The organism is Moorena sp. SIO3I6 (assembly GCF_010672095.1).
In genome coordinates, this window is sequence record NZ_JAAHHU010000075.1 from 1 (window position 1) to 24,309 (window position 24,309).

Consider the following 24,309-nt stretch of genomic DNA (forward strand, 5'->3'; position numbering starts at 1 on the left):
AAAAAGCGCGTTGCTACTTCAAATGCTTCCCGGGAAGTAATCACGGAGTCGAAACCACCGTGGGATTTGTGGATAAAGGTACGGGGTGCCCCAGGAATTTGGGCAGAGAATTGCTTAACTAAGCCATCACTACGGTTATAGTTAGAACCAAACTCATATCTCGGGGAGAAAACGCGGTTGAGAAAGGAGGCTTGTCGCAAATTGTAAGACTTATAGTTGGTACCAACAATAGTTAAAAGTCGTTCTAATGGAAAGTGTTTCTCAAAATTTTGGAACGAATAGGGGTTGTTGAGCTTACTTTGATTTTTGAGATTAAAGCGCTCTAATTCTTCTTGAGCTCCTAGCTCTCCCCCAAACCCCAGCCAATCTTCTAAGATTTGGAAGGTAATGCCTTGGTGAGGAGTTCCCAAAGTTATAATTTTATTGATGTAGTCTTCAGCCTCAAGACCAAGGCTGGGATAGATGACTTGAACTGCTTCGCGAGCGATTAACCCACCCATAGAATGGGCAATGATGTTAACCTTAGGTTTAACACCTGCTTGATTCGCCGTTAGTTCACGAATTAAGTAGATTAGACGCACCAAGGCATTACCATAGGTTTCAAATTTACGCTCTTTCAGGTCATAGTAGCGAAATACCCAAATGGAGCGCCAGGGATCTTTGGTAGACTCCAAAAAGGATTCTGCCCTCTCTGGGTTTATGACCACTTTATCCCCGGAAAAATATCTTTTTTCTTCTGTTTTGTCTGGATAGTTTAGAGTATAGGTTTCTTCTTTGAGGCGCTTAAATTTATCGAAAATACCATTATCCTTTAACCACTCCAGTGATGATGGCAGGGGTTTGCCATCCTGGAGCATTTGCTGCAAAGACTTTAGTTTCCGAGGCAGGGTTGCTTCATCTTCAATCTCCCGACTACCAAAAGTCACGACGTTAGTAGCATCATGGTATTGCCAGTCTGACTTGAGGAAACTCAGGATTAATCCTTCATAAATCTCGTTTGTTCCCTTTTTGTGTTCATAGACAGTGCCTTGGTTAAACCCCTGATAGGTTAAGCGCTGTTCCTCTTGAATATTGAGACCACCAAACCCACGAATTAGGATAATTGGTAAAGGAGTACGGGTAGGTACAGACATTGTCATCTCCTATCACATCTGAAATGTTAATTCATCGATCTTAGCTGCTGATTCATCTCTAGACCATCAGTTTTGTTTGTCAATTATAAATTTTTAATTTAAAATTACCTGACCAACTATCCGGCAATTGAGGAGCTTCAATTGCAATATTCATGCCCATGTTTGGAGGGGTTCGTGAAATGGCCCTCAACTAAAGTCAGTCAACCAGCCCAAAACCACTCACGCTTTGCATCAAGAAACTGAATAATATCCAATTTAAATGCGCAACAGCTTATGACAAGGCCGTAGATGATAGAATTAAATAAATTAGATAAGGGATGAAAAACATCCAAAATGGCAAAAGACGTTTTCCATCAACAGGTTAAAAATGCTTTGATCAAAGACGGATGGAATATCACTCACGATCCTCTCACGATTCGGATTGGCGAGGCAGTCAAATTACAAATTGATTTAGCGGCAGAAATCGCAATCGCAGCTGAACGAGATGCCGAAAAAATTGCTGTAGAAATTAAAAGCTTTATTGGCGACTCAGATATCAGCACATTTCATACGGCGTTAGGGCAATATCTTAACTATTGTCAGGCTCTTGAAGAACTTGAACCAGAGCGAATTGTTTATTTAGCTATTCCTTATGAAACTTATCAAGATTTTTTTCAGCTTTCTTTCATCCAACGCGCTCTGAGACGTTACCAAGTCAAGTTGATGATTTACGATCCGAAATTGGAGGAGATTAGGCAATGGATAAAATAGAGCAATATCGGCAATTTGTCAAGCAGATTTTAACTGAACACTCCCAAATAGCAACCCCTACTGATAGGGATACGGTCAAAGCCGAGCTAATATTTGATAGGGAACACGACCATTATCAATTGGCTTATGTGGGTTGGCAAGGAGATAAGCGGATATTTGGTCCTGTGATGCACTTTGATATTATTGATGGCAAAATTTGGATTCAATATAACGGGACTGAAGACTCGGTTGCTGAGAGGTTGGTGGAAATGGGTGTACCCACTTCTGATATCGTTTTAGGTTTTCATTCCGCTTTTAAGCGCCAATTTACCCATTATGCAGTTGGTTAAAACTATGATACCCTATTTAGAGGTTTGCGACTTTATTAGGCTCTCCCGGATCTGTGGTTGAAAACGTATCAAAAGGCACAAAATAGACAATCAACGTGGCTGGAACTGGCGGAATTACGTGATATAAGCTTGCCTTATCACCCCAAAGCCGGGAGAGCCTTAACCATTAACGATTCATGCTCCCCCAATCTGAATATTGCGCACCCGCACCGGCACACAAGCATGGGTCATTTGAGCAATTTGTATCGGTTCCCCTTTACCACACATATGGGTACCAAACTGCTCCTGTTCCGAAGCCACTCCAATGGCATCAACACTATTCCAGAAATCAGTACTCATAGAATGATAGGTAACATCCTTCAGCATGCCCACTACTTTACCTTTCTCCACCTTCCAGAAAGCATCTCCACCAAACTGAAAATTACGTCGCTGCTGGTCAATGGAGAAACTACCTCTACCATCAATTAAAATCCCTTCCTCAGTCTCAGCAATCATTTCTGATAGTGTGGCAGAGTGACTTCCTCCCTCTGCTCCCGGTTCTAACCCTAAATTAGGAATCCGCACCATCGGAACACTTGACCAACTATCGGCGTAAGCGCAACCGTTACTACTGGCATTACCTAGTCGATAAGCGGTTTCCCGGTCAGTGAGGTAGTCTACTAAAATGCCATCCTTGACAACATACCAATCTTGTGCTGGTACCCCCTCATCGTCATAGCCTAAAGTACTACGTCCCCCCGATTGAGTGCGATCGCATTTAAAATTCACCCAAGGAGCAGCATATTGCAGCTTGCCCAATTTATCAGTAGTCGCAAAGCTAGTACCAGCAAAATTCGACTCATAGCCGTACACCCGATCCAGTTCCGTAGGGTGTCCCACCGATTCATGAATCGTTAGGTGGAGATGACTAGGCTTCAGAATCAGAGTGCTGCGAATACCAGAAGGTCCCTTGGGAGCATGAACCTTCTCTATCGCTTCTTCTGCTACCCGTTCTACCTGATTCAAAAGGTCTGGGGGTTGAATATGCTCGTAACCGATATTTAAAGGTGGACGTTCATAGCTACGGTTTTGAGCATCCCCATTAGCAACTGCTGTACAACCCAGACCTGGATAGCTACGGTATATAGTCTGTTCAATTAGGGAATCAACAGTAGACGCAAAAATCTTGTCTTCACGAGTAAAACGCAGGAAAGAGTAAGCCTTCTTAATTCCGCGATCGCTATAGCTAAGCAATTGATCATTGATACGCAATAGTAAATCGGCTTTCTCAGTAATCGGTATAGTAAACGGGTCAATTTCGATTGGAGTAATATAGGTATCGCGATAGGCTTCTACTGGGGCTAATCTTACCTGTGTTTGCTGAGAAAGGCGGCTACCTTTAGCAATCTCTACAGCTAAAGCCACCATTCGTTCCACTTCCTCTGGAGTTTTATAGGGACTAGCCGCAAAGCCCCAAGCACCCTTTAGTAACACTCTTACCCCAAAGCCAGAACTAACATTATCACAGAGTTGGCTAAGGGAGCGATCGCGTGCGGTTAAGTTCTGATTACGGTAGGTACAAATACGGATATCCCCATACTCACACCCAGCTTTACGAATTAAATCAATCCCTAGTGTCGCCAAGTCTCTCGCCAAGTCAGTAGTCGTAATTGGTGCTAAGGCTTTTATCATATGTAAAGTATGTAAATAATTTTTAAGAACAATGCCTAATATGGATTAAAGTTGCTATAATCGCACTGGCTAGATTATGATTAACCTAGCCCTCTCCTCATTTTAATAAACGTCAGTAAAATCAAGGTCCCTGGTTGTAAGCATTCAGCCTAATGCTAAAAGCAATAAGAACCAATCATAAATCAGCATCTTTCTGGTTGTCCACAATCAATCATCTACTCGCACCCCTAGGTCAAATCCCTAAGTTTTCCTTGATTATTGATATCAAAACTATAGCGCTTTTCAATTAGTAGAAAAGTTTGCGTAGGGTGCGTTAGGGGGGGCCGAGGATTTTATCGGTAGCCACGGTTGCGACAGTCTGCCCCGTAACGCACCACCGAGTAAAACAGCTTTAATAAGATGCACCTTATTAAAATACATTTGCTCTGGTTTTAGTTGATATCAAAATATTTATTCAAAACTATCGGCTAATCTGAAATAGCTTCAGTAATTATACATCTAGTGAGCTGATCGACTAATTGTCCCCATCTCCCTATTTCCCTAGCTCCTCATCATTCTCAAACGACAATGAAAAAGCCCTGCTCCAAGGCAGGGGACATCAGGTTTATTTTTATCAATTGGAAGCCCCCGGTATAGCGCTACGCTTAGCGTGAGAAGTTAGAAGTCAGAAGTCAAAAGTAAGCTATTACTTACGTTTCGGAGTTTAGGAATGTCAAACATCTGAATGCGTAGTGCTATAGTATTAAATTTACCGGGGAAGCATGTCAGTGATCTTCAAATTCGGGATAAATATCGTTTTCAAAAATTTCCTTAATCCAGTCAGGTAAGAAATACTCAGGCTTGTTGATATCCATATCCTGGCGGAGATCCACTTTATACTTGGCATCCCGTGGGGCGATGGAAGGAACCCAAGCTGAATGGAGAGACAAAGCAAATTTAACGTCCTCGTGACCCAATTTGGTAATTGGTCCTGCCGCAAGATTTCCTGCTTGCCAAATCCAAAATTCAGACCCACTAGGAGTAGTTACTGTCGCCACGATATACCCTTCAAGTTCGTCAGTTTGCCCTTGCTTAGGAACATAAATAGGGGTATTAACTACATACCCTCGTTCAATAGTCCATGAATCTTTAACTTCCATATCCACTGGAGACCATCGCAAAATACCTGATGGTTTCCAATTAGGTAAATCGTTTACTGGTACTTTACGGAAAGGATGATTAGCGTATAACTCAACCAATCTGCGAGGGGTAATTTCACTAATATACCCAGCGTAGTTTACCCAAATATTCTGAAACTGTGGGGGAGACGTACCTTGAATTCCTTGATATGTAGGGAGTGCAACTCCCCAAAAATCCTCGAATAAGCAAGGTTGTTCACTCTTTAGTTCGCCTGTCTTCGCGTTAACAACACATTTACCAAAACCCTGCTGATCATATACACCAGGAGGATAGCCATAAAAAGCAGATGGAACAAACTCAAATAAGGTTGGCCATCTTTTATCCGATTTCTGTAGCCACTCGCTAACATCATGACCAGAAGCTAACACCAGATGCAAGGTCAACTTTTCTCCATCATTATCTTCATAATCAGCATAAAAATGAACACATTCGCGAGGGATTGTGATGTGTTTAGCAATAGCTTTCTCGCCCTGAAGTTCTGCTCGCGGCACTAACCATACTTGATTGTAAGCTGATTGAGCTTTAGCTTTTACTTCAGGAAGTAACATTCTTAAATATTCTATGAGAAAAGCCGTGTCAATAATTACCACGTAGTTTTTGGTAATCGCTATCTGGTGCGTAGACTGCTTAATTTCAACTGGCTTATTGGTGCGCTCATCAATTATTTGGGTTGTCTGGAACTTACCTTGACCATTCCAAATATGTATATAAGTATCTGGATCAATTGCTCCCATACTGATTGGATTCTCAAACAGGCAATTAATAATAAATATTTCTCCCGTATTCTGATCGTAAGCGGTATGGGCTGCAGTCATATGCATAGGAAAAATCCAGGGTATTTTAATATCCCCAAGACTTGGTATGCCATTTATTTCTAAAGGAATCCATTCGGAGCGATCGCCTACAGGTGTAACTGGTTTTAGGGTGGTTAAGTCAAACTCGAAAGGACGACCTGAATCAATGGTGGCAAACATACGCCAAGAGTTATTCTCAGGATCTTGGAAAGCTTGAATCGCTGTATTACATTGGTTTTGTACGCCTAATCTGGGGCTTAGACGAGCCAAACCTCCCAGATTACGAAATCTAAATAATCTCCCAAACAGTAATTTTCGCAAATTTGTGAAGTATGTCCACCAGGGCTGTTCATTAATTTTTTGATCACAGATGACAGAAGGCGTGCGAAATTGTTCGCTTTTGAGATGGATTCTTCCGCTTTCAAAATCTAAACGATACAACTGTCCATAGCCATTAAACCAAGGAGTAGCTCCATTTTGAGGTGTTGGAACTAACCAAAAAGCGTGTCCCTCACAATCAGAAGGAATTTCTCCCTCAATTACATTCATCTCTAGGTCGATGGATGCTGTATTGTGTTCGCGGAGGTTATTGGGTAAGTCAGTTGAAGATGTTGCTTTCGGTTTTGCTGTCATGGTTACTTTTTTGGTCTATAACCAATACGCATATATCTTGCTATATTATACCATTCGAAGTAAATGTTAAGACATAGTTCTCTTCTGTGATCTGAAGTTTCCCGATCCGAAGTTCCCTTTAAACTAAAAAACTATGTCCTCAACTATAATTCCAGGGCAAACCCATCTAAATTCTAGAAGTCTTACTCAGAAGCGATGCAGCCCAGTTTTGGGGAGGCAGCCCGGTCTTGGAGGTTTCCACGGGGCTTTCAGGGATGCAGAGGTGCGACCCGTGGCGAATTTAATTCGACGACTGTAAGCGCACCTAAGCGGTATTGAGGGTTTTCCCTGCTCGCTATTGGATCGAGACAGCTTGCCCATAGCCTATAAGCTGATAACTGATAACTGATAGCTGATAACTGATAGCTGATAGCTGATAGCTGATAACTGATAGCTAAATAATTACAAACTTTTCCCTCTCTTATATTACTTTAAAAAAAATAGTTATAATAGATGACAATTAATTACTAAAAAATCAACTATGCTTACTAGCTCAATGTTAACAAAAATAATTACAGTCTTTACCGCAATGGTAATGACTGTACTTTTAGTAAAATCAGATTTATACAAGAGATTTAACCCTGAGCAATCTTACGCCACAGCAAATAACTACCAGAACAAAGAAAACAACAGTGTAACGAAGATTGAATTTGGCCAGACTAAAGATGGTCAAAACGTTTATCTCTATACTTTAACCAATACCAATGGTTTAGTAGCGAAGATAACCAACTATGGTGCGACTCTTACTGAATTACACTTGCCTGACAACAGCGGTGAGCTAGACGATGTAGTGCTGGGATTTGATAGTCTAGAAGATTATTTGGCGGCTAAGCGCTACCTATATTATGGTGCAATTGTTGGTCGCGTCGCTAATAGGATTAAAGATGCTCAGTTCACTCTCAATGGTCAAAAGTATGATCTAGCTGCTAATGCCCCTCCCCATCACATCCATGGTGGTAACAAGGGTTTTGACAAAGTGGTTTGGAATGCTGAACCAATTAACAGTAGCCAAGGACAGGCACTAAAACTAACTTATCTGAGTGCTGACTCAGAAGAAGGATATCCAGGTGATTTGACAGTTACAGCTATTTACACTCTGACTAACGATAATGAGTTAAAGCTGGAAATGACCGCTAGGACTAACAAACCTACTCCTGTCAACTTGGTGAATCATTCATATTGGAACTTGGCTGGTCATGCTTCTGGAAATATTCTAGGACAATATTTAACGATCAATGCCGATAGATATACGCCTAACAACGAACAGCGAATCCCTACAGGAGAGATTAAATCAGTTAAAGATACACCCTACGACTTTACTCAGCCTCAGTTGATTGGAGATGGCATTAATCAGCTTAGAAATACCCTAAAGCCAAACTATCCAGAAGGCTACGACCTCAATTATGTCTTGAATGGAGAATCAGAAAAAATCAAACTGGCAGCTACTGTATATGAACCAAAATCTGGTCGGGTGATGGAGCTTCACACTAATCAGCCAGGAATACAGTTTTTTTCGGGAAATCTTCCTAAGCTTAGAACTGTGGGTAAAGGAGATGTTGTTTATACAAATCATCAAGGTTTGTGCCTAGAGACACAACATTTTCCTGACTCAGTCAATCAGCCTAACTTTCCTTCGATTATCTTGAATCCAGGTGAAAATTACCGACACCTAATGGTTTATAAATTTTACACCAAACAAAATAATCTAGTAAAAATTATTGCTCCCAATACTCAAGTTGAAAAGGTAGCAGGAGGTTTTAAATTTACTGAAGGACCTGTTTGGCATCCCGACGGATTTCTGCTATTTAGTGATATTCCAGCTAATACTATTTATAAATGGCAACCAGAGCAAAAAACCGAGATTTTTCGTCAACCTTCTGGCAATGCTAATGGTAATACTTTAGACCGCTCAGGGCGTTTAGTTACTGCTGAACATAGTAATCGTCGTCTATCCCTAACACAGAAAGATGGAAAAATCGTAACTCTAGCTAGTCACTACCAAGGGAAGCGGCTGAATAGTCCCAATGATCTAGCAGTCAAATCAGATGGTAGCATCTATTTTACCGATCCTCCCTATGGCATCAAATCCGAACAAGAAGAATTAGGCTTTTATGGTGTTTATCGCCTAGCACCAGATGGCACACTAACCCTGCTAGTTGATGACTTTGTTCGCCCTAATGGTATTGTATTTTCCCCAGATGAAACTAAATTATATGTCAATGATTCACAAAGAGGTCATATTCGGGTTTTTGATGTCAAGCCAGACGGGATGTTAGAGAATGGAAAACTTTTTGCCGAACTGAAACCTCCTAGTCAGGAGGGGGCAGCAGATGGTATGAAGGTAGACATCCAAGGAAATATTTACAGCACTGGACCAGGAGGAGTTTGGATTTTCTCACCACAAGGGGATCTACTTGGCATTATTGAAACACCAGAAGCGCCTGCTAATTTAGCATGGGGCGACAGTGACTACCAAACCCTTTACATTACAGCAAGAAACAGTCTTTATCGTATCCGTCTTAAGATTAAAGGGATGCCCTAGAAAGTCATACCTATTCTCCTGCATTCATCAGAGACTTAGTAGGAGTATAGAATTCATAATTCAGATTAATAATAATTTGTAGGATGGGTAGAGCGATACCAAAACCTATCGCTCTCTGGCTCCTGTTCGGTTTTATCCTTCAACCTAACCTACAATAAGGTGAATTCCATAACCATCATTATTCCAAACTATTCTGGTCAATAGGGGATTTTGGTGAACGAACGAGTTTCCTAACTTTACCATCTTGTTTTGATGTCACATAGATTTCTCCTTCTTCGTCCACCCCGAATCGCACATCAGAGCGTTTTTTACCAATGATTTCGAGAAAAGAAGCTTCTTGCTCTCCGTCAAAGAGTCTGAGTTCTTTTATTTTTGCCTGTTTGCCATTGACAAGTTCATCTACAGGAACGTGGAAAAATCTTGCATCATGAGCGAAATCAGCAAAAATGTATTGACCGATTAATTCAGGAATTGCTTTGCCCCGATAAACATAACCACCAGCGATCGCAATTCCATAGAAGCCTTTTATGTCGGGGGGGATGTCATGGTCATATTGGGCAACGGGATAAGTATAGCCATAGGAGCGATCGTTTTTGGGTAATGCAAACAAAACATTTTCATTATTTTCCTTTATAACCCAAGTACCTTCCCGCTCGCCCCAACCATAGTTAGCTCCTTTGATACCAAGATTAACTTCTTCAATAAAAGCCTGACCAGTATCAGCAATCAACATTTTGCCTTCGCCACCAGTATCCCAGCTAAAACGATGGGGATTACGCAGTCCATAAGCCCAGATTTCACCCAAGGTTTTAGGCTCTTCATCTGTAACAAAAGGATTATCACGAGGAATACCATATTGACCATTAACACTATTTTTGCCAAAGGGATCGATTCTGAGAATTTTGCCCAGCGGTGTTCCCAGATCCTGTCCATTATCCAAGGGATCGGTATCGCTAACAGGGTAGCCATCACTACCGCCATCAGCTACTGCAATGTAGAGTAAACCATAATCATCATCCCCTCGTTTAGCATTGGGATTAAAGCCCAATTGTCCAACATTATGATCTGGGTAAGGCTCTTCAATGCGCAAAATCTCACGGGATGTTCCGACAAAAGTATTGCTAGAAGGGTTTGTTGCCTTCCATTCGCGAATTACATCGTGGTGGGCACTTTCGATAATGTTCTTGTTATTGTCAATAATTGGTTTGGTAACGGGTAAGTCAGGAGTACCGCCAGTTTTAACTTCGCTAGTTACAGTATAAAAAATTCCATTGTTAGCAAATTCTGGATGAAAAGCAAAATAAGCGAAGCCCTGTTGAGGAGTTTCATAAGTAAAGTCTGCACAAATTAGTTTTTTCAGATTCATATAAACAGTAGCAGTGCCGTCAACAATGACATACAACTTGCCACGCATATCGTTAACAAATAATCGTCGGGTCCCATCTCCTGCATGGGTAAGCAGGTTCAAGCGAGCAGCTTTATTTCTTCCAGTTCCACTGTTGGGAATTTGAACAACCTCTTCCAATCCGACAGAGAGTTCTGACTTTTTAATTGGTTCGGGAATGGGATCGGTTATCTGGGCAGAAGAAATCCTGGCAACAGCAAAGATGACCAAGAAGAGCGACAAGAGAAAACAGAGAATGCGAAATTTCTTCATACATAATATGAATGCTGCTAAGGTAAGGGCGCGGACGCTAAAAATCTGAGAAATCCAAAAATACGAAACCCCTGAGCTTGGAGTCATGGTGGCGTAATTTAGTTTTTTGTATGTTACAGCTCAAGGCACTGGTTCCGCAATTCTTCCCCACAAGAGCAAGATCAATAGAAAATACTTATACTTCTGTTAGAAATTGTTACTATAGTAGTTTATCCCTATTAACTAAGTCTTAGCATCTAAGACCTAGACACTTGTTGGTGCATTCTACAGAGTAACTCTAATGGAAGATTTAACAACTATCAGCAAACCCAAGCATATTGTTTTAACCTCCCATCCTAGCTCTTCTAGATTAAATTCTCCAGCAATTAACTGGGGAGAAAGTGACCCCCTCAAACGAGGACCCATTGTCGGTACCTTAGTTAACTCAGCTCATCGGAATGTTATTGGTACTCACTCAGGCTCCTATTCAGTGTATCGAGCTTTAGCCGTAGCCAGTGGTACACTCCAGCCTAATCACCGCCCGGATCTCACCAACACTGCGCCCATTGTCCCAATTGGTCCTCATCCCAGTTGGACTGACCCTAATTTGATTGTTTCTCTCGACCCCTTTGGGGCGATGGTAGGTGAAGTTTATAGCGATTTATATCAGCAGGGATACGACATTAGACCCACAATTGCTATCACCAAAGCTCATATCAATATGCCAGAACTACAGGATGCTGTAGAGAAAAACCGTTTAGCAATTGATGGCAAAATTATTAAAAACGATGGTAGTTTAGTAGTCACTAAAGTAGCAATTGACCCGGTTTGGTATCTACCGGGAATTGCCCAGCGATTGAACATTCAAGAAAGTTACCTGCGCCGTGCTCTATTTCAGCAAACCGGTGGCATGTTCCCGGAACTGATCACCCGCCCCGATTTAAAGGTATTCTTACCCCCCATTGGTGGCATCACTGTCTATTTAATTGGTGATGTGGCAGCCATTACTGAACCCAATCGACTGCTGGCTGTACGAGTTCATGATGAATGTAATGGTTCCGATGTTTTCGGTTCCGACATCTGCACCTGTCGTCCCTATCTAGTCCATGGTCTAGAAGTCTGTGTCCAGACAGCCCAAGGTGGAGGTACAGGTGTCATTGTTTATTTCCGTAAAGAAGGTCGCGCCTTAGGTGAAGTAACTAAGTTTTTAGTGTATAATGCCCGGAAACGTCAGGAAGGAGGTGATAGCGCTAATGCCTACTTCAACCGTACAGAGTGTGTGGCTGGGGTTCAAGATATCCGCTTCCAAGAACTAATGCCTGATGTGCTCCATTGGCTGGGAATTAAACGAATTGACCGTTTTGTCTCCATGAGCGATATGAAATATAACGCTATCGTTCAATCCGGTATTGAGATTATTCAGCGCATTCCCATTCCAGAACACTTGATTCCCGCTGATGCCCAAGTAGAAATCGCTGCCAAAAAAGCTGCTGGTTATTACACTGAACATACAACTGAACTAGATGCGATCGCATTGGCTGAAATTCAAGGACGTGGTTTAGCAGATTAGTCAAGAGTCCTTAGTCACTCCCGAATTGCTTATTCTCTATGCCTTCCTATATTCCCTGTTGCCTATGTCACCTGTGGATAATGCACAACAGCAGTTAATCGCTTACTTAAGAAGCCCATGGGCAATTCGGGAGAGATGCGATCGCATTTTCACCTTAGCTACTGTTGACCAGTTGCAGTACTTTCGCTGCAATTTAACCAAGCTAGAGCAAGTAGCTAACTATGTCATCGAGGTAATGCACCAGCACTACCCCGATTTCCAGATCCCATTTCATAGTCGCTGGCGGCATTTTGAGGTAGGGAATGTCCCTCGTCTTCGGGAACTAGACCAGAAATTAGTAGGATTCACTCCACTCCAAAAAGCCCAAACCAAATTCGACTTAGTCATCATTAGTGTCCTACTCGATGCTGGGGCTGGCAGCAATTGGCAGTATCATGAAGCAGAAACCGGACTAGTGTTTCGCCGTTCCGAAGGATTAGCCGTTGCTAGTTTCCGCATGTTCTGTCAGGGAGCTTTCTCCAGCGACCCAGACCTACCTTGGCAAGTCGATGCCAAAGGACTTCAATCCTTGAGCGCCCACCACTTAGCCCAGGGATTCCAGGTCAGTCAAACCAATCCACTCATAGGCATAGACGGTAGGCTAGCCTTACTACAGCGCTTAGGTCAAGCCCTCGTGGGCTTACCACATATGTTTGGCAAAGTCAATCCTCGTCCTGGCAACTTAGTAAATTACTTGGTAAATGACCACTTGCTAGATAAGTTGCAGGTTACCAAGGGATTGCAGCTTAGCAACTTGAACCCTGAAAGTTGCCAAGACAACCAAAGTTGGGTCAAGCCACTGACAGATTTACAACCTCTCCAGGAGCAACCTGCAACTTGTCAACCAGCTAACCTACAACCTGCCAAGCTACAACCTGCAACCTGTGAACCGGCCAACCTTCTGAGTGCCACTAACCTATTCAGCACCGTCCTGGAAGGATTAGGGGATATTTGGCCAAAACGAGAATCCATCGCGGGGGTCAATTTAGGGGATGTGTGGCAACATTCTGCTCTCAAAGGGGATAACTACGGTTCCGAGTATGTACCATTTCACAAACTCTCCCAGTGGTTAACTTACTCCCTATTAGAGCCATTGCAGGAACTGGGTTTAGAGATTACTGAACTTGAGCAGTTGACTGGCTTAGCAGAATATCGCAATGGGGGCTTATGTTTAGATCTAGGATTACTAGAGGTCAAGGATAGCGCTATTTTACAACAGTCTCACTTACCCAGCTCCGAAGTGATTATTGAGTGGCGAGCACTCACCGTTAGTTTGCTAGATCAAATAGCAGCAACTATTCGTCAACAACTGAACCTGAGTGCTACTGAATTGCCACTAGTAAAAGTCTTACAAGGAGGAACTTGGACAGCAGGACGTAGAATTGCTGCTCAATTGAGACCAGGAGGCTCTTCCCCGATTCAGATAGAAAGTGATGGCACAGTCTTTTGAAAAAATTTGACCAAAAATTTGGGTACTCAAGTCCAGTTGGGTGATCGAGTTGGTTGAGTTACCCATTACCCATGACCTTTTACCTTTTACCGTCAATAGCCTTTTTTCGTTCTTCGAGGATACTGCGAATGGAAGCTGTATCCAGAATTCCCAGAACTACACCCTTGTCACTAACCACAGGTAGCTGATCTAGCTGCTCTTTCTCCAGAATTTTGACAACCTCTAACAGGGAATGATCCGATTGAACAGTTCTAAAAGTCTTAACAGACTTCATCAGTGCTCTTACTGGAGTCACCGGCCAATTAGAGGTAGGAACAGTTTTGAGATCATCCACTACCACAACTCCTAGCAGTTGACTGGCTTCATCGGTTACTAGAAACTTGCGCCACTGATTTTTACCGATAATGTACTCGTTGACAAACTCCCTTAGAGACAAATCAGCCAATACAATTGGGCTGTTGGCAATGACCGCATCTTCTGCTGTCAACCCCTCTAGCTGGTCTTGAACCATAGCAGATTGGGCAGACATGCCAGCATTTCGCAGCAAGAACAAACCAATTAAGGCAAACCAGATGCCATTAAAGTTACCATACAGTAGGATTGGAAGCACTCCATAAATAATTCCTCCCCAACCAAAGAACTGACCAACACGGCTAGCAAATAACACACCTTTGTGTGGGTTGTCCGTAACTTGCCAAACCAGTGCCTTCAGGATGTTACCCCCATCTAGGGGTAAGCCAGGAATTAAGTTGAACAATGCTAAAGCCAAGTTGATGGAGGCGAGGAGTCCAACAATTGCTGCTAATGAACTAGCTAGATTGGCATTGGCCTGAACGGCATATAGTAGAGCAAATAGTAGCAAACTAACAGCTGGACCAGCAATCGCAACTAAGAACGCCTCTAGTGGACTTTTTGATTCTTTCTCCAGGCTAGCTAGACCACCAAATAGGAAGAGGGTGATAGATTTAACCTCAATTCCCTGCTGGATCGCCACAAAGCTGTGTCCTAGTTCATGAGCTAACACAGAGGCAAATAACAAAAGTGCAGTCACAAATCCTAAAAACCATGGCAAAACACCGCTCAATCCTGAAAAATTTGCTAAGTCACCTCCGAAATCAAAGGTGACTAAAGCTAAGACTAGAAACCAGCTTGGATTCACATAAAAGGGAATCCCAAATAAATTCCCAACACGAATACTGCCGTTCATGCAGACTACCTCAAACTCTCCTAAGACGTTTTTTTATACCAAGTTGGCTTCTAAGGTAGTAGATAGGGTATGGTTCATGATTAACATTTCATAAAAAATAGTTCATGAAAAATAGATCATGATACGATTGCCAGTTATCCTTGGCAGTAAAGGGTTTATCGCTTTTGCCAATCAACAATCAACCAAGAGCAATGAACAATTAACCTACCTTAAGGCAACTCGATAGTAGTTTCGTCTTTCATGGTTCTATCGTAACGAAATGTAAAAGATTTGCCGATTGCTCAAATGCCGTAAAATCCGTCCACGCTTAGTGCGGTTTTAGGAATGCAGGTGGTTTGACCCCTCTGTGTTTCCATCGGCATAATAAAATTAAGCACCGCTCTTAGTGTTTAGAGCCACATCTTCTTTAAGCACTACCCCCCTTCCTACTAGTGAAACTGACTAAACGATGTCCGTCTTTGAAACCAAAATCACCCACTCTTACAACCAACAAGACATCCAGCAAATCCTCAATCTAGCCCTGGCACGTCAGGAAATGGTTGAAGAATTTTCCCGTGAACAGTTGGTCGAAATTGCTGCTGAATTAGGGATTTCAATCCACACTCTCTTAGAAGCAGAACGAGAATGGCTAGCCCAGCAACAAGAACAGCAAAAACGTAATGAATTCAATAGTTACCGACGTAGCCAATTTAAAAAAAGTTTTGGAAAGTTTGTAATCGTTAATAGTTTTTTAGTGGCGATCAATCTAATTAACGTTGGTTACCTGTCTTGGTCTTTATATATTTTATTGTTCTGGGGTTTGTGGATAGCACTCAGGGCGTGGAATACTTATCAAATACAGGGCGAAGACTATGAAAGAGCTTTCCAAAAATGGAAAGTTCAAAACCAGGTAAAACAGATAGCCCAATCAACTTATACTAGTCTCAAAAACTGGATTCAAGACCAAGGACTAATGACTAAGGACTAATGCCTAACATAAATAATTTCAGCTAAATCGCTGATCAACAATGTTTCTTCCTGAATATCTCCTAAAGCATGAGCCACTGCGATCGCTTTTTCATAAAAACTCCGAGCTTCCAACAAATTACCAGTGTCTTGATATAACTGGGCAAACAACTTTAGAGCAACTAGCTCTTCACGGCGATTGTTTTGTTCTTGTGCCAAAGCCAGATATTCCTTCAGTGCTTTCACCGCTTGCCGATTCTTACCTGTAGCGATATGGGTTAAAGCTATACCCTTAATAGCACGAATCTGATTGAAAACATTGTCAACTTTTTCAGCCAGTATCTGGGCAATGCGGTAAGAATACAAAGCATCTTTTTCCCGTCTAGCGGCGAGATAGGCATCTCCCAAATTATTCCGAATATTCGTCTCACCTAACTTATCCCGAGAGCGACGCCGTAAAACTAGGGCAGCTTCATACCACTTAATCGCCTCGGGATAATTTCCCCCTTGAGCTGCCACTAAGCCTAGATTATTCAGACTCAACCCTTCACCGTCATCATCCTTAATAGTACGGGAAATGGTCAGTGCTTCCATAAAAGCTTCTTGGGCTGCTTTCAGGTTTCTCGTTTGCAGCAATAATATTCCAATATTATTTATACTATAAATCTGTGGCTGAAAACTTTGTTGAGAACGGGCAGCACCCAAGCCTCGGCGCAAGGCTCGCTCTGCCTCCTGATAGCGTCCCAACTTGGCGTAAGTCTGACCTAGGGAATTGTAAGTTTTACCCAATCCCTCAAAGTCACCAATTTGCTGATAAATTTCTCCCGCTTGGGACAAATACGCGATCGCTTCGTTCAAGTTACCACTCTGTTTAGCCAGCTCTGACTGCTCCAGGAAAAAATCTGCCCGATTTCTTGCTTTGCGGTCACGAAGATTGTCTAAAGGGATTGCCAGTTGTTGGTCGATGCTCCGAGTCTGACCCCAAGCCATCGGGCTAGCCAACATTACCAATGGGGTAAAGGCTAGCGCTATTATTCCGGAAAGACTAGTCAGCAACCTGCTACGATTCGCCATACCAAAAGACTCCGTTTGATCAACATTTCTGCTATTATGGAAGTTATGATCAAAGTACCCCGATCAAGGGTGCAAACTAACCGCCCTTTATTCACTCAAAACCGGTACTGCAAACAGATCAGATTCTTCTCGATTCTTGGCTTCGACCCCCAGATAGACCACCCGAATATCATCGGGTAAAGCAGCTTCCAACAGTTCATAGCCTTCTTGAAGTTCGGTTCTCACTTGAGCTGGAGTAATCATTTCTCCCTCCGCTTGCAGATAAGCCGCAATTCGCGTTTCACTCCAGTGAAAGGTCCCAGCCATGATTACCATCAACCGCACCGCTGGTGGTAGCTGTTCCAATGCCATCTCCAGATAACACCACAAGGGTGGTGGTGCTACCTTAAGGTTATAGTGAATAGATTCCACTGGTGGCAAGTCTGCCTGGTTAATACAAACCGCCGTTAGGTTTATGATCTGGTTTTGGAAGGACGTTGACTCTAGTCCATAATCCTCCCGCAAATCCATGCCACCCAGTTCGTGATAGATGTGACGCCAAGTCAGAGCAAATAGATATTCCGCCTGCACAGGCGATCGCGCTGAGTGCCGCACTAATGTATAGACAATAGGACTGTAGCGACAGAAAATTGCTGTAAAGTACTTCCCTTCAGACCGATGACGCTGAAACAAAGTCAGCAATTCCTGATCACTATGATGAAACAGTGATTTAATAAGTGGATGCTTAGATTCAGGAAAATGGGGGATTTGCACAATCTTTCAATAAAAGCTGTAATTAGGAGAATTAGACTAGATGCATCCTGATCTCACCACAACCCCCTCATGTTGAGAAAGGGGAAATGCCGATGGTTAACTGGCATTGGAGTAGATCAATGTCGGGACCTAATATCCTAGGTCTGCACTAGACCTCAAGATGAAGGAGATGGATGCCGATACCAAGTCTACAACCTTTGGTGCTCCGATGCTCCTTCAGTTGAAGCTAAAATTGAGAAAAAGCGTACGCTAATGTCTGATGGTAATAATATTACCTACGATTGGAGAAAAAGTTCATAAGGACCTTTAAACTAATTTATTCAGTTGCTAACTCTGTTTAAGTTTATGATTCTATCAGTTGATATTATTTCCCGGCTAACTTCGCCCCTGCCTCTTGGCGCATTTTTACCCTCTTTGCCTTTAGATAGCCTGTTTTCCACTCAAGGCATCATGGTAATGCTCCTAGGTGCCTATGCCTTTGCCATGTGGATGTTTTTGACCAGCGCTCCAAAAGTTCACACCATCATGGTGTCTGATTTGGCAATAGCGCGACAGTTTTATGAAGGCTTGCTAGAGTTATCCGCAGCAGAAGTCCCCCTACATTACTACTATAATTACGAGCAGACCATGGGGAGTACCAGCATTGACCCCCTATATATGTCAACCAATTTGGGAACCACCCAAGCTACCCAGTTCAGTGGTGCTGATGGGCTATGGTACCAGTTAAAGAAGAATACCCAGCTCCACGTGATTTCCGGAGCTAGCTTGGGCAATAAAAACCAACAACGTCACGTGTGCTTTGATCATCAGTGCTTGGATCAAGTTTTGATGCTGGTGCAGATGAGACGCCTAAAATACAAAGTGCGCACCCTCAAGCCCCTTAACTTTTTGGTCAAGGATCTCGACGATCGTGTAATTGAACTGGCAGAAGTTTCTAATTAGCGGTTAAATCAATAATGGTGAGTTAATCAGGGATTAGGCGGGTAACAATTGCGCGTAGCGCACCAGCCATTGGTTTCATGCCTAATCACATTTACCATGTTTGAAGTAATTATCACAGTACTGATTGTTCTGTTGGGTTCAGCCATCTGTGCTATGGCAGAAACGGCTTTGTTTTCAGTGCCTATCGTTAAAGTCCGACAGTTAGCGCAGTCAAACCAGCCTGCAGTGTTAGCACTACTGGCGATTCGCAAAAACATGAACCGACCCATAGCTACCATTGTTATTCTCAACAACACCTTCAACATTGTTGGCAGCATCGTAATTGGTTCCCTTGCTGCTAGGGTCTTAGGAGAGGCTTGGTTGGGGGTTTTTTCAGGTCTATTTACCTTTCTAATTATTGTATTTGGGGAAATTGTCCCGAAAACCCTTGGTCAGATCTACGCCCAAAACATCGCCCTACTCGTGGCTCTACCAGTTCGGTTCTTAACCGTTGTGTTCACGCCTCTGGTGTGGTTGATGGAAAAAATTACTGCTCCGTTTACTAAAGGTCAAAAACTTCCTACCACCAATGAGGCGGAAATCCGATTTTTAGCGAAGGTTGGGTATCAAGAAGGGGTGATTGAAGATGATGAAGCAGAAATGATCCAACGAGTATTTCAGTTAAATGATTTGACTGCATCTGATTTAATGACTCCGCGAATTATTACCACCTATTTGCATGGTAATACCACTTTGGCTGAGGCTAAACCAAGCATTATTGCTTCGCCTCACACCCGGATGCCTGTGGTTGAAGACTCTATTGATCAAGTAATTGGAATTGCTCTCAAAGATGAGTTACTCACAGCAATCATTGAAGACAAACATAACCAACCCCTTGCTTCTCTGATTCGTCAAGTCCGCTTTGTCCCTGAAACTGTTCGCGCTGATAAGCTACTGAAAACCTTTCAGCAAACCCGTGAACATCTGATGGTTGTACTGGATGAATATGGGGGTGTTTCTGGTGTAGTCACCCTGGAAGATGTACTGGAGGTGCTAACCGGTGAAATTGTTGATGAGACCGATCGCAACATTGATCTCCAAGCAATTGCTCGTAAACGGCGAGAAAAAATGTTGAAATCTTATGGTCTTGATCAGGATTAGTTTCGTGACAATAATAAATAGATAATTGGGATTTTATATGTAAACATAGGATTGAAAAAAAAGCGATTAATCGCTGCTATCCTTTACCTGTTTACTGTTCATTGTTCCCTGTTCCCTGTTCCCTGTTCCCTGTTCCCTGTTCCCTTTCAACCAAGCTATATAAATTAACAAACTATATTTTTTGACATATTTTATAAGCTTGTTCTTCTGATTCTTCAAGAGTTTTTAATTGTGAGTATAGCTTTTCAATGCTTTCTTTATCGGGACTTTCTTGGGTAACATTAAAAACTATACTATTGAATTTATTTTGGGCTGTTTTGACAACTTCCTCAGCTTTCCTACAAGATGGATTTCTGAATATTTGATCAAGTTGAGGAAAACACCCACTTAAGCAAAACGTTAGTATAAAGATTATGATTCTCTTAGCTTGGGCAATAGTAGCAAATTTCATCAGACAAGGGTGTAACTTAAGTTAAGTCTAATACCCACTACTGATGGAAATCTAAAGTTTCAGGAAATTTTATCAAAACCTTGGCCGTGGGCCACGCTTCGCGAATGAACGATTCCACAACTCAAGTACCTAGGATTTCAAGTCTTTTCTAGAGTATCAGTTGAGTCAACAGAGTCTCCTGCTGCTTACTACTATACAGATCCACTATAAAGATCCACGGTTGTGCGCCCCTACTGACCGATCACTATCGACCTCAGTTTTTGGTTATCTTCCCACTGGCACAAGCTTGAGATCATCTCTGCTACCCGCGCGATCGCTCCTGTCAATTTGCTCTCCATCCCCTTGACAAATGCCACATTACCTTGAATTATTAGCAATCTGGATTTCTGTCCGATCGAATGGCCCTTATGACACCAGTTTTGGGCTGATCCGGTGGAATTGAGCCAAAAATAAGCCAAAAGGGCAAGATACTGTATATGGGACAGGTAATATGGGACAGGTAATATCCCACAGGTATTTAGTCCATTGGTATCAGCCATTTGGCTGATATTTGCGATGAGGGGTCACACCCCTCACCATTTGTGATAAATTTTAATTAGTAGATGCACCCTGATGATCGAGAGAGTCAAAAACGTGGCTCTCTTTTTTTTTGGGCATAGGGATTGCCTGACAGGGGTAGCGTTTTCCCCAATCACTTAGCCCAAGCCAGCTGATGAAGCTGATGAAATTGACATCTTTAAAAAATACTTTAAAATTATTGCGAAATATATTTACCTGACAGGACGACTGCTAAACTATAGCGATATATATTAAACTATTGCGCTAATCTAATAGAAAACTTAACTAGACGGATTTCCAGTAACCAACAACCACCAGGGTGAACCATTGCGTTCAGTATCATTACCCCGAAAGGGAGTAATAACCAACAGCATTCCCCAGAGTGCGTTCGCTTTTAGCGGAAGCTGAGGCCGTAGGCCACGCGGGGCGCGTTCGCTTCATCGCGCCTCGCCAGTGGGATAAACGGGATGCTCACCGAACAGCCGCTACGGGAACACACTCTGGGGAATATCAACACTATCTACTTCTATTGGGACCAATTTGCTCATGTTTTCCCAACAGCTGTTAAGGCAAAAACCTTATAGTTAGCAATATAATTCCATAAATTCCGCTAAAATTCCAGCACTATAGTCATACCTAATAACCATTACCCTTCAACACACAGACAAAACCATCCCCTCGCGAGCCAGTAAGTGATTAGGATAGAAAGACTGGAGTTGCTTTTCTAGTGTGTCGAGATAATCATCATTATAGTCAGGATGATAACGAGACATAACTATGTGCTTAACACCTGCCACCTTTGCCGTTGCTATCCCAGTTTGCCAACGCTGATCTTGCCAAATCAAAGGTGAATAATTAGGCAGATCATCTCCTGTGAGGGGAAAGGGAGCATCCAAAATTAGCAAATCTGCCTGACGGCATAGGTATCGTAGATTTTCATCAATGCCACCCCAACCATGGGAGTGAGTAGTGGCGTACACAACAGCATATCCTTGCCAGTTTACCCGATAGCCCATTGCTTGATGTGAGTCATTAAGAAGGACAGCCTCCACTGTTACATCATCTAGGGTTACTGTATGACCTGACCTCAGCCCGTGAAATTTCAGATCTGACTGCATGACCTGAAGGGGCACTGGAAAATTTGGAGCAATCATTTGCTGACCTAGACACTGTTCGATGGATGCCCCATCAGGTGCTGCTGCTCCATAGATATGAAAACAGTTACCAGGAATAAACGCAGGAGTAAAAAAGGGAAACCCTTGAATGCTGTCCCAATTGCTATGGGAAAAAAAAATGTGAGCTTCTATGGGCATTTGCTTAAGCCAATGATTTCCCAGCACCCGTAAACCACTGCCACCATCAAAAATTAAGCGTTTTCTACCAACACGCATCTCTACACAAGATGTATTGCCACCATAGCGCATGGTATCTGTCCCAGGAGCAGAAATTTGACCCCTAACGCCCCAAAATCGGACGCTCATATCCCTTCCAGTGCCATTGTTTAGGCTGGGTGTAGCCTTATAGTTGCCTAGTGTGGGTGCTACTAGATTTTGCATCTTGAATCTATGAATTAAGTGAGCCTAAGTTAGGAATTATTCCCATTGGTAGATTCCCACTAGAGGATACTCGGTTAATATTAAGTAACCATCTGTGGTTAACCACTAATTTTTGTTAAAGTGGGTGGATTGCATACATCAAATTGCATACATCAAGAGTAATTAGATGGGGTAAAGCAACCACAACAGCCCCAGTAATTTAGTCATATCTCTAATTTGGAACCGTTCAGCCCCCCGAAACAAGTTAAAATACAGTTATGCTGTCTCTTAACTGTATATTAAGTGTTGGTTAATTTTAACGGATTTAGGAACAAACAGTTTGTGACCTATGTCACAAACCCATCAAATTAATTCAATCAATCAATCAGAATGGGAACTGGTAAAGCATCAGTTATCCTTTGAGTGGTCAGCTTATGCGCTACGCGCACGCGTGCGCGTTCAGCTATCGGAAGTCAGCCCATTTACTTATAGCTTAACCTCGACAGCTAAACCAAACGCTCAGTGTATGCCCATACCAAGTATAACTGCTCACCCCATCCCATCCTGACCTGATTATCTCCTCACCTAAAAAGGTAATATCTTTTAGCTTCATCCGCAATTGATCTCACATCTCAATGCTACGCCATGAGTGTCAGATCAATTGCGGACAGGATCGAAGACCGTGTATACTAAATCTAGTAGGGAAGACAAATGAAGAGCTAACCGCCACCTACGTGCCTAAGAAAAAACTCAAACTCATTGTATGTTCCGGCGGGTCGGGGCATCCCGGAGACGAAACCTTAGAATAGGGCAGCCTTAATCATAAAGTTTTAACCCTTTACGCATAACCGACTAACCATAAAGGCCAGAGACGCGCGCCTTAGACAGGGTCGCCTTATAACAATAGCCTTAACCCTTTTACCCATAGCCTGCCGACCATAAAGGCGACCCTGTCTTACGGTAACTTCAAACCCTATTCTTGCGGTAACTTCTGACCGTGTCGTTAATAAAGCTTGCCGAACGCGCCCCGCGTGGCCTTTGGCCTTACGCGCCCCGCGTGGCCTTTGGCCAAGTATCCTAACCGTTGGGTGGAGTTGGCAAGAAGCCCACACTGAACTCAAAGAGTCAGTGTGGGAGTATGTCACCTTCTGTTGGTATCACTCCCTGACCCTACTTGATTAGGGTTGGGGTATTTTTTGTTATGCTTGCCCTTAAAACAGAGAATGGCTAATCGCTTTGCCAGCTTTCTAGCATCAACCATTAGCCTAAGAAAAAAAAATTAATTATAGTGGAACTCATCGCTCAGATGAGTCCCCACTTGATCAGTCCCTACTGCTTATAGTTTTTGATCGACTCTTCCACCAAAGGCATTACCTGATCAAGATCTTTCCATCCTAAAATTTTAGTGACTTTCTTTTCCAGATTTTTGTATGTCCTGAAAAATTCAGCAATTTCTTCCAACCGATGGGGCGCTATATCTTGGAGAGTTTTTACTTCAGCGTAGCGAGGATCCTTGTCAGGAACACACAGAATTTTTTCATCCCGATCACCTCCATCGAGCATTTCCAGCATCCCGATTGGTCTAGCGGTAATCACACAACCAGGGAAGGTAGGTTGATCCATTATCACCATACCATCAAGAGGATCACCATCATCTGCTAGAGTGTTAGGGACAAAGCCGTAGTCATAGGGGTACTGTACGGATGCATAAAGTACCCGGTCAAGGGCAAAGGCTTCTAGATCCTTGTCAAACTCATACTTATTTTTACTACCTGCGGGAATTTCAATTAAAACGTTGATCAGACCTGGTTTAGGTTGAGCAGGAATCTTTGATAAATCCATGAACTATATGTTTCAAAAAAACAGCAGATGTGGGTTATCTCATCTTTAGTGCTTAAGACATCTTAATAGCTGCTTTAATACTTACCTAAATAAATCC

General features: G+C 42.7%; 19 protein-coding genes and 1 pseudogene. 9 read left to right on the forward strand and 11 right to left on the reverse strand.

Annotated elements, in window-relative coordinates; all coding sequences use genetic code 11:
• Positions 1-1,133: pseudogene (locus tag F6K49_RS20890) on the reverse strand (hypothetical protein); the annotation flags it as partial.
• A gap of 333 nt (positions 1,134-1,466) precedes the next feature.
• On the opposite strand from F6K49_RS20890, the gene F6K49_RS20895 reads away from it, so the two are divergent.
• Positions 1,467-1,883 (forward strand): XisH family protein, encoded by a 417-nt coding sequence (locus tag F6K49_RS20895; RefSeq protein WP_293018789.1) that lies wholly within the window; start codon positions 1,467-1,469, stop codon positions 1,881-1,883.
• Positions 1,871-2,212 carry a XisI protein gene (locus F6K49_RS20900; protein WP_293099720.1) on the forward strand — a complete coding sequence of 114 codons (342 nt, stop codon included), beginning with the start codon at positions 1,871-1,873 and terminating at the stop codon, positions 2,210-2,212. The genes F6K49_RS20895 and F6K49_RS20900 overlap by 13 nt, the downstream gene beginning before the upstream one ends.
• Before the next feature lie 174 nt (positions 2,213-2,386).
• Here F6K49_RS20900 and F6K49_RS20905 read toward each other — a convergent pair whose 3' ends face one another.
• Together F6K49_RS20905 and F6K49_RS20910 are read right to left on the reverse strand one after the other, a co-directional pair.
• Entirely contained in the window at positions 2,387-3,883 is a 1,497-nt protein-coding gene (locus tag F6K49_RS20905) for a TldD/PmbA family protein (protein ID WP_293064621.1), read from the reverse strand.
• Positions 3,884-4,647: 764 nt separating this feature from the next.
• The gene (locus tag F6K49_RS20910) at positions 4,648-6,489 is read right to left on the reverse strand and encodes a carotenoid oxygenase family protein (RefSeq protein WP_293099723.1); all 1,842 of its coding nucleotides are present in this window, start codon (positions 6,487-6,489) and stop codon (positions 4,648-4,650) included.
• Positions 6,490-7,024: 535 nt separating this feature from the next.
• Here F6K49_RS20910 and F6K49_RS20915 point away from each other — a divergent pair.
• Positions 7,025-9,070 carry a galactose-1-epimerase gene (locus F6K49_RS20915; protein ID WP_366514209.1) on the forward strand — a complete coding sequence of 682 codons (2,046 nt, stop codon included), beginning with the start codon at positions 7,025-7,027 and terminating at the stop codon, positions 9,068-9,070.
• Between the two features lie 178 nt (positions 9,071-9,248).
• On the opposite strand, the gene F6K49_RS20920 is transcribed toward F6K49_RS20915, so the two are convergent.
• On the reverse strand, positions 9,249-10,814 hold the full coding sequence (locus tag F6K49_RS20920; RefSeq protein ID WP_293018795.1) for a PQQ-dependent sugar dehydrogenase: 1,566 nt from the start codon (positions 10,812-10,814) through the stop codon (positions 9,249-9,251).
• A 193-nt stretch (positions 10,815-11,007) separates the two neighbouring features.
• Between F6K49_RS20920 and F6K49_RS20925 the strand changes: the two genes are divergently transcribed.
• Both F6K49_RS20925 and F6K49_RS20930 read left to right on the forward strand, forming a co-directional pair.
• Positions 11,008-12,276 (forward strand): GTP cyclohydrolase II, encoded by a 1,269-nt coding sequence (locus tag F6K49_RS20925; protein WP_293044222.1) that lies wholly within the window; start codon positions 11,008-11,010, stop codon positions 12,274-12,276.
• A gap of 64 nt (positions 12,277-12,340) precedes the next feature.
• On the forward strand, positions 12,341-13,765 hold the full coding sequence (locus F6K49_RS20930; protein WP_293099726.1) for a URC4/urg3 family protein: 1,425 nt from the start codon (positions 12,341-12,343) through the stop codon (positions 13,763-13,765).
• Between the two features lie 79 nt (positions 13,766-13,844).
• Here F6K49_RS20930 and F6K49_RS20935 read toward each other — a convergent pair whose 3' ends face one another.
• Positions 13,845-14,972 (reverse strand): site-2 protease family protein, encoded by a 1,128-nt coding sequence (locus F6K49_RS20935; protein ID WP_293099729.1) that lies wholly within the window; start codon positions 14,970-14,972, stop codon positions 13,845-13,847.
• A gap of 448 nt (positions 14,973-15,420) precedes the next feature.
• On the opposite strand from F6K49_RS20935, the gene F6K49_RS20940 reads away from it, so the two are divergent.
• On the forward strand, positions 15,421-15,939 hold the full coding sequence (locus F6K49_RS20940) for a 2TM domain-containing protein (RefSeq protein ID WP_293018862.1): 519 nt from the start codon (positions 15,421-15,423) through the stop codon (positions 15,937-15,939).
• Here the strand turns inward: F6K49_RS20940 and F6K49_RS20945 are convergent.
• A complete protein-coding gene (locus F6K49_RS20945; protein WP_293018804.1) occupies positions 15,936-16,991 on the reverse strand; it encodes a tetratricopeptide repeat protein in 1,056 nt (351 codons plus the stop codon). The two genes, F6K49_RS20940 and F6K49_RS20945, sit on opposite strands and share 4 nt — an antisense overlap.
• Positions 16,992-17,078: 87 nt before the next feature.
• Positions 17,079-17,744, reverse strand: a complete 666-nt coding sequence (locus tag F6K49_RS20950; protein WP_293018805.1) for a sigma-70 family RNA polymerase sigma factor — start codon at positions 17,742-17,744, stop codon at positions 17,079-17,081.
• 345 nt (positions 17,745-18,089) lie between these two features.
• Between F6K49_RS20950 and F6K49_RS20955 the strand changes: the two genes are divergently transcribed.
• Together F6K49_RS20955 and F6K49_RS20960 are read left to right on the forward strand one after the other, a co-directional pair.
• Entirely contained in the window at positions 18,090-18,686 is a 597-nt protein-coding gene (locus F6K49_RS20955) for a glyoxalase-like domain protein (protein ID WP_293018807.1), read from the forward strand.
• 96 nt (positions 18,687-18,782) lie between these two features.
• Positions 18,783-19,826, forward strand: coding sequence for a hemolysin family protein (locus tag F6K49_RS20960; RefSeq protein ID WP_293018808.1), 1,044 nt, complete (start codon positions 18,783-18,785; stop codon positions 19,824-19,826).
• A 172-nt stretch (positions 19,827-19,998) separates the two neighbouring features.
• Here F6K49_RS20960 and F6K49_RS20965 read toward each other — a convergent pair whose 3' ends face one another.
• The 3 genes from F6K49_RS20965 to F6K49_RS20975 form a co-directional block, all read right to left on the reverse strand.
• Positions 19,999-20,277 (reverse strand): hypothetical protein, encoded by a 279-nt coding sequence (locus F6K49_RS20965; RefSeq protein WP_293018809.1) that lies wholly within the window; start codon positions 20,275-20,277, stop codon positions 19,999-20,001.
• A gap of 230 nt (positions 20,278-20,507) precedes the next feature.
• Positions 20,508-20,654, reverse strand: coding sequence for a hypothetical protein (locus F6K49_RS20970; RefSeq protein ID WP_293018810.1), 147 nt, complete (start codon positions 20,652-20,654; stop codon positions 20,508-20,510).
• An 834-nt stretch (positions 20,655-21,488) separates the two neighbouring features.
• Entirely contained in the window at positions 21,489-22,391 is a 903-nt protein-coding gene (locus F6K49_RS20975) for an MBL fold metallo-hydrolase (protein ID WP_293018813.1), read from the reverse strand.
• Positions 22,392-23,408: 1,017 nt separating this feature from the next.
• On the opposite strand from F6K49_RS20975, the gene F6K49_RS20980 reads away from it, so the two are divergent.
• Positions 23,409-23,552, forward strand: a complete 144-nt coding sequence (locus F6K49_RS20980; protein ID WP_293018815.1) for a hypothetical protein — start codon at positions 23,409-23,411, stop codon at positions 23,550-23,552.
• A 147-nt stretch (positions 23,553-23,699) separates the two neighbouring features.
• Here the strand turns inward: F6K49_RS20980 and F6K49_RS20985 are convergent, their stop codons facing one another.
• Positions 23,700-24,212 (reverse strand): inorganic diphosphatase, encoded by a 513-nt coding sequence (locus tag F6K49_RS20985; RefSeq protein WP_293018816.1) that lies wholly within the window; start codon positions 24,210-24,212, stop codon positions 23,700-23,702.
• Positions 24,213-24,309 lie beyond the last annotated feature (97 nt).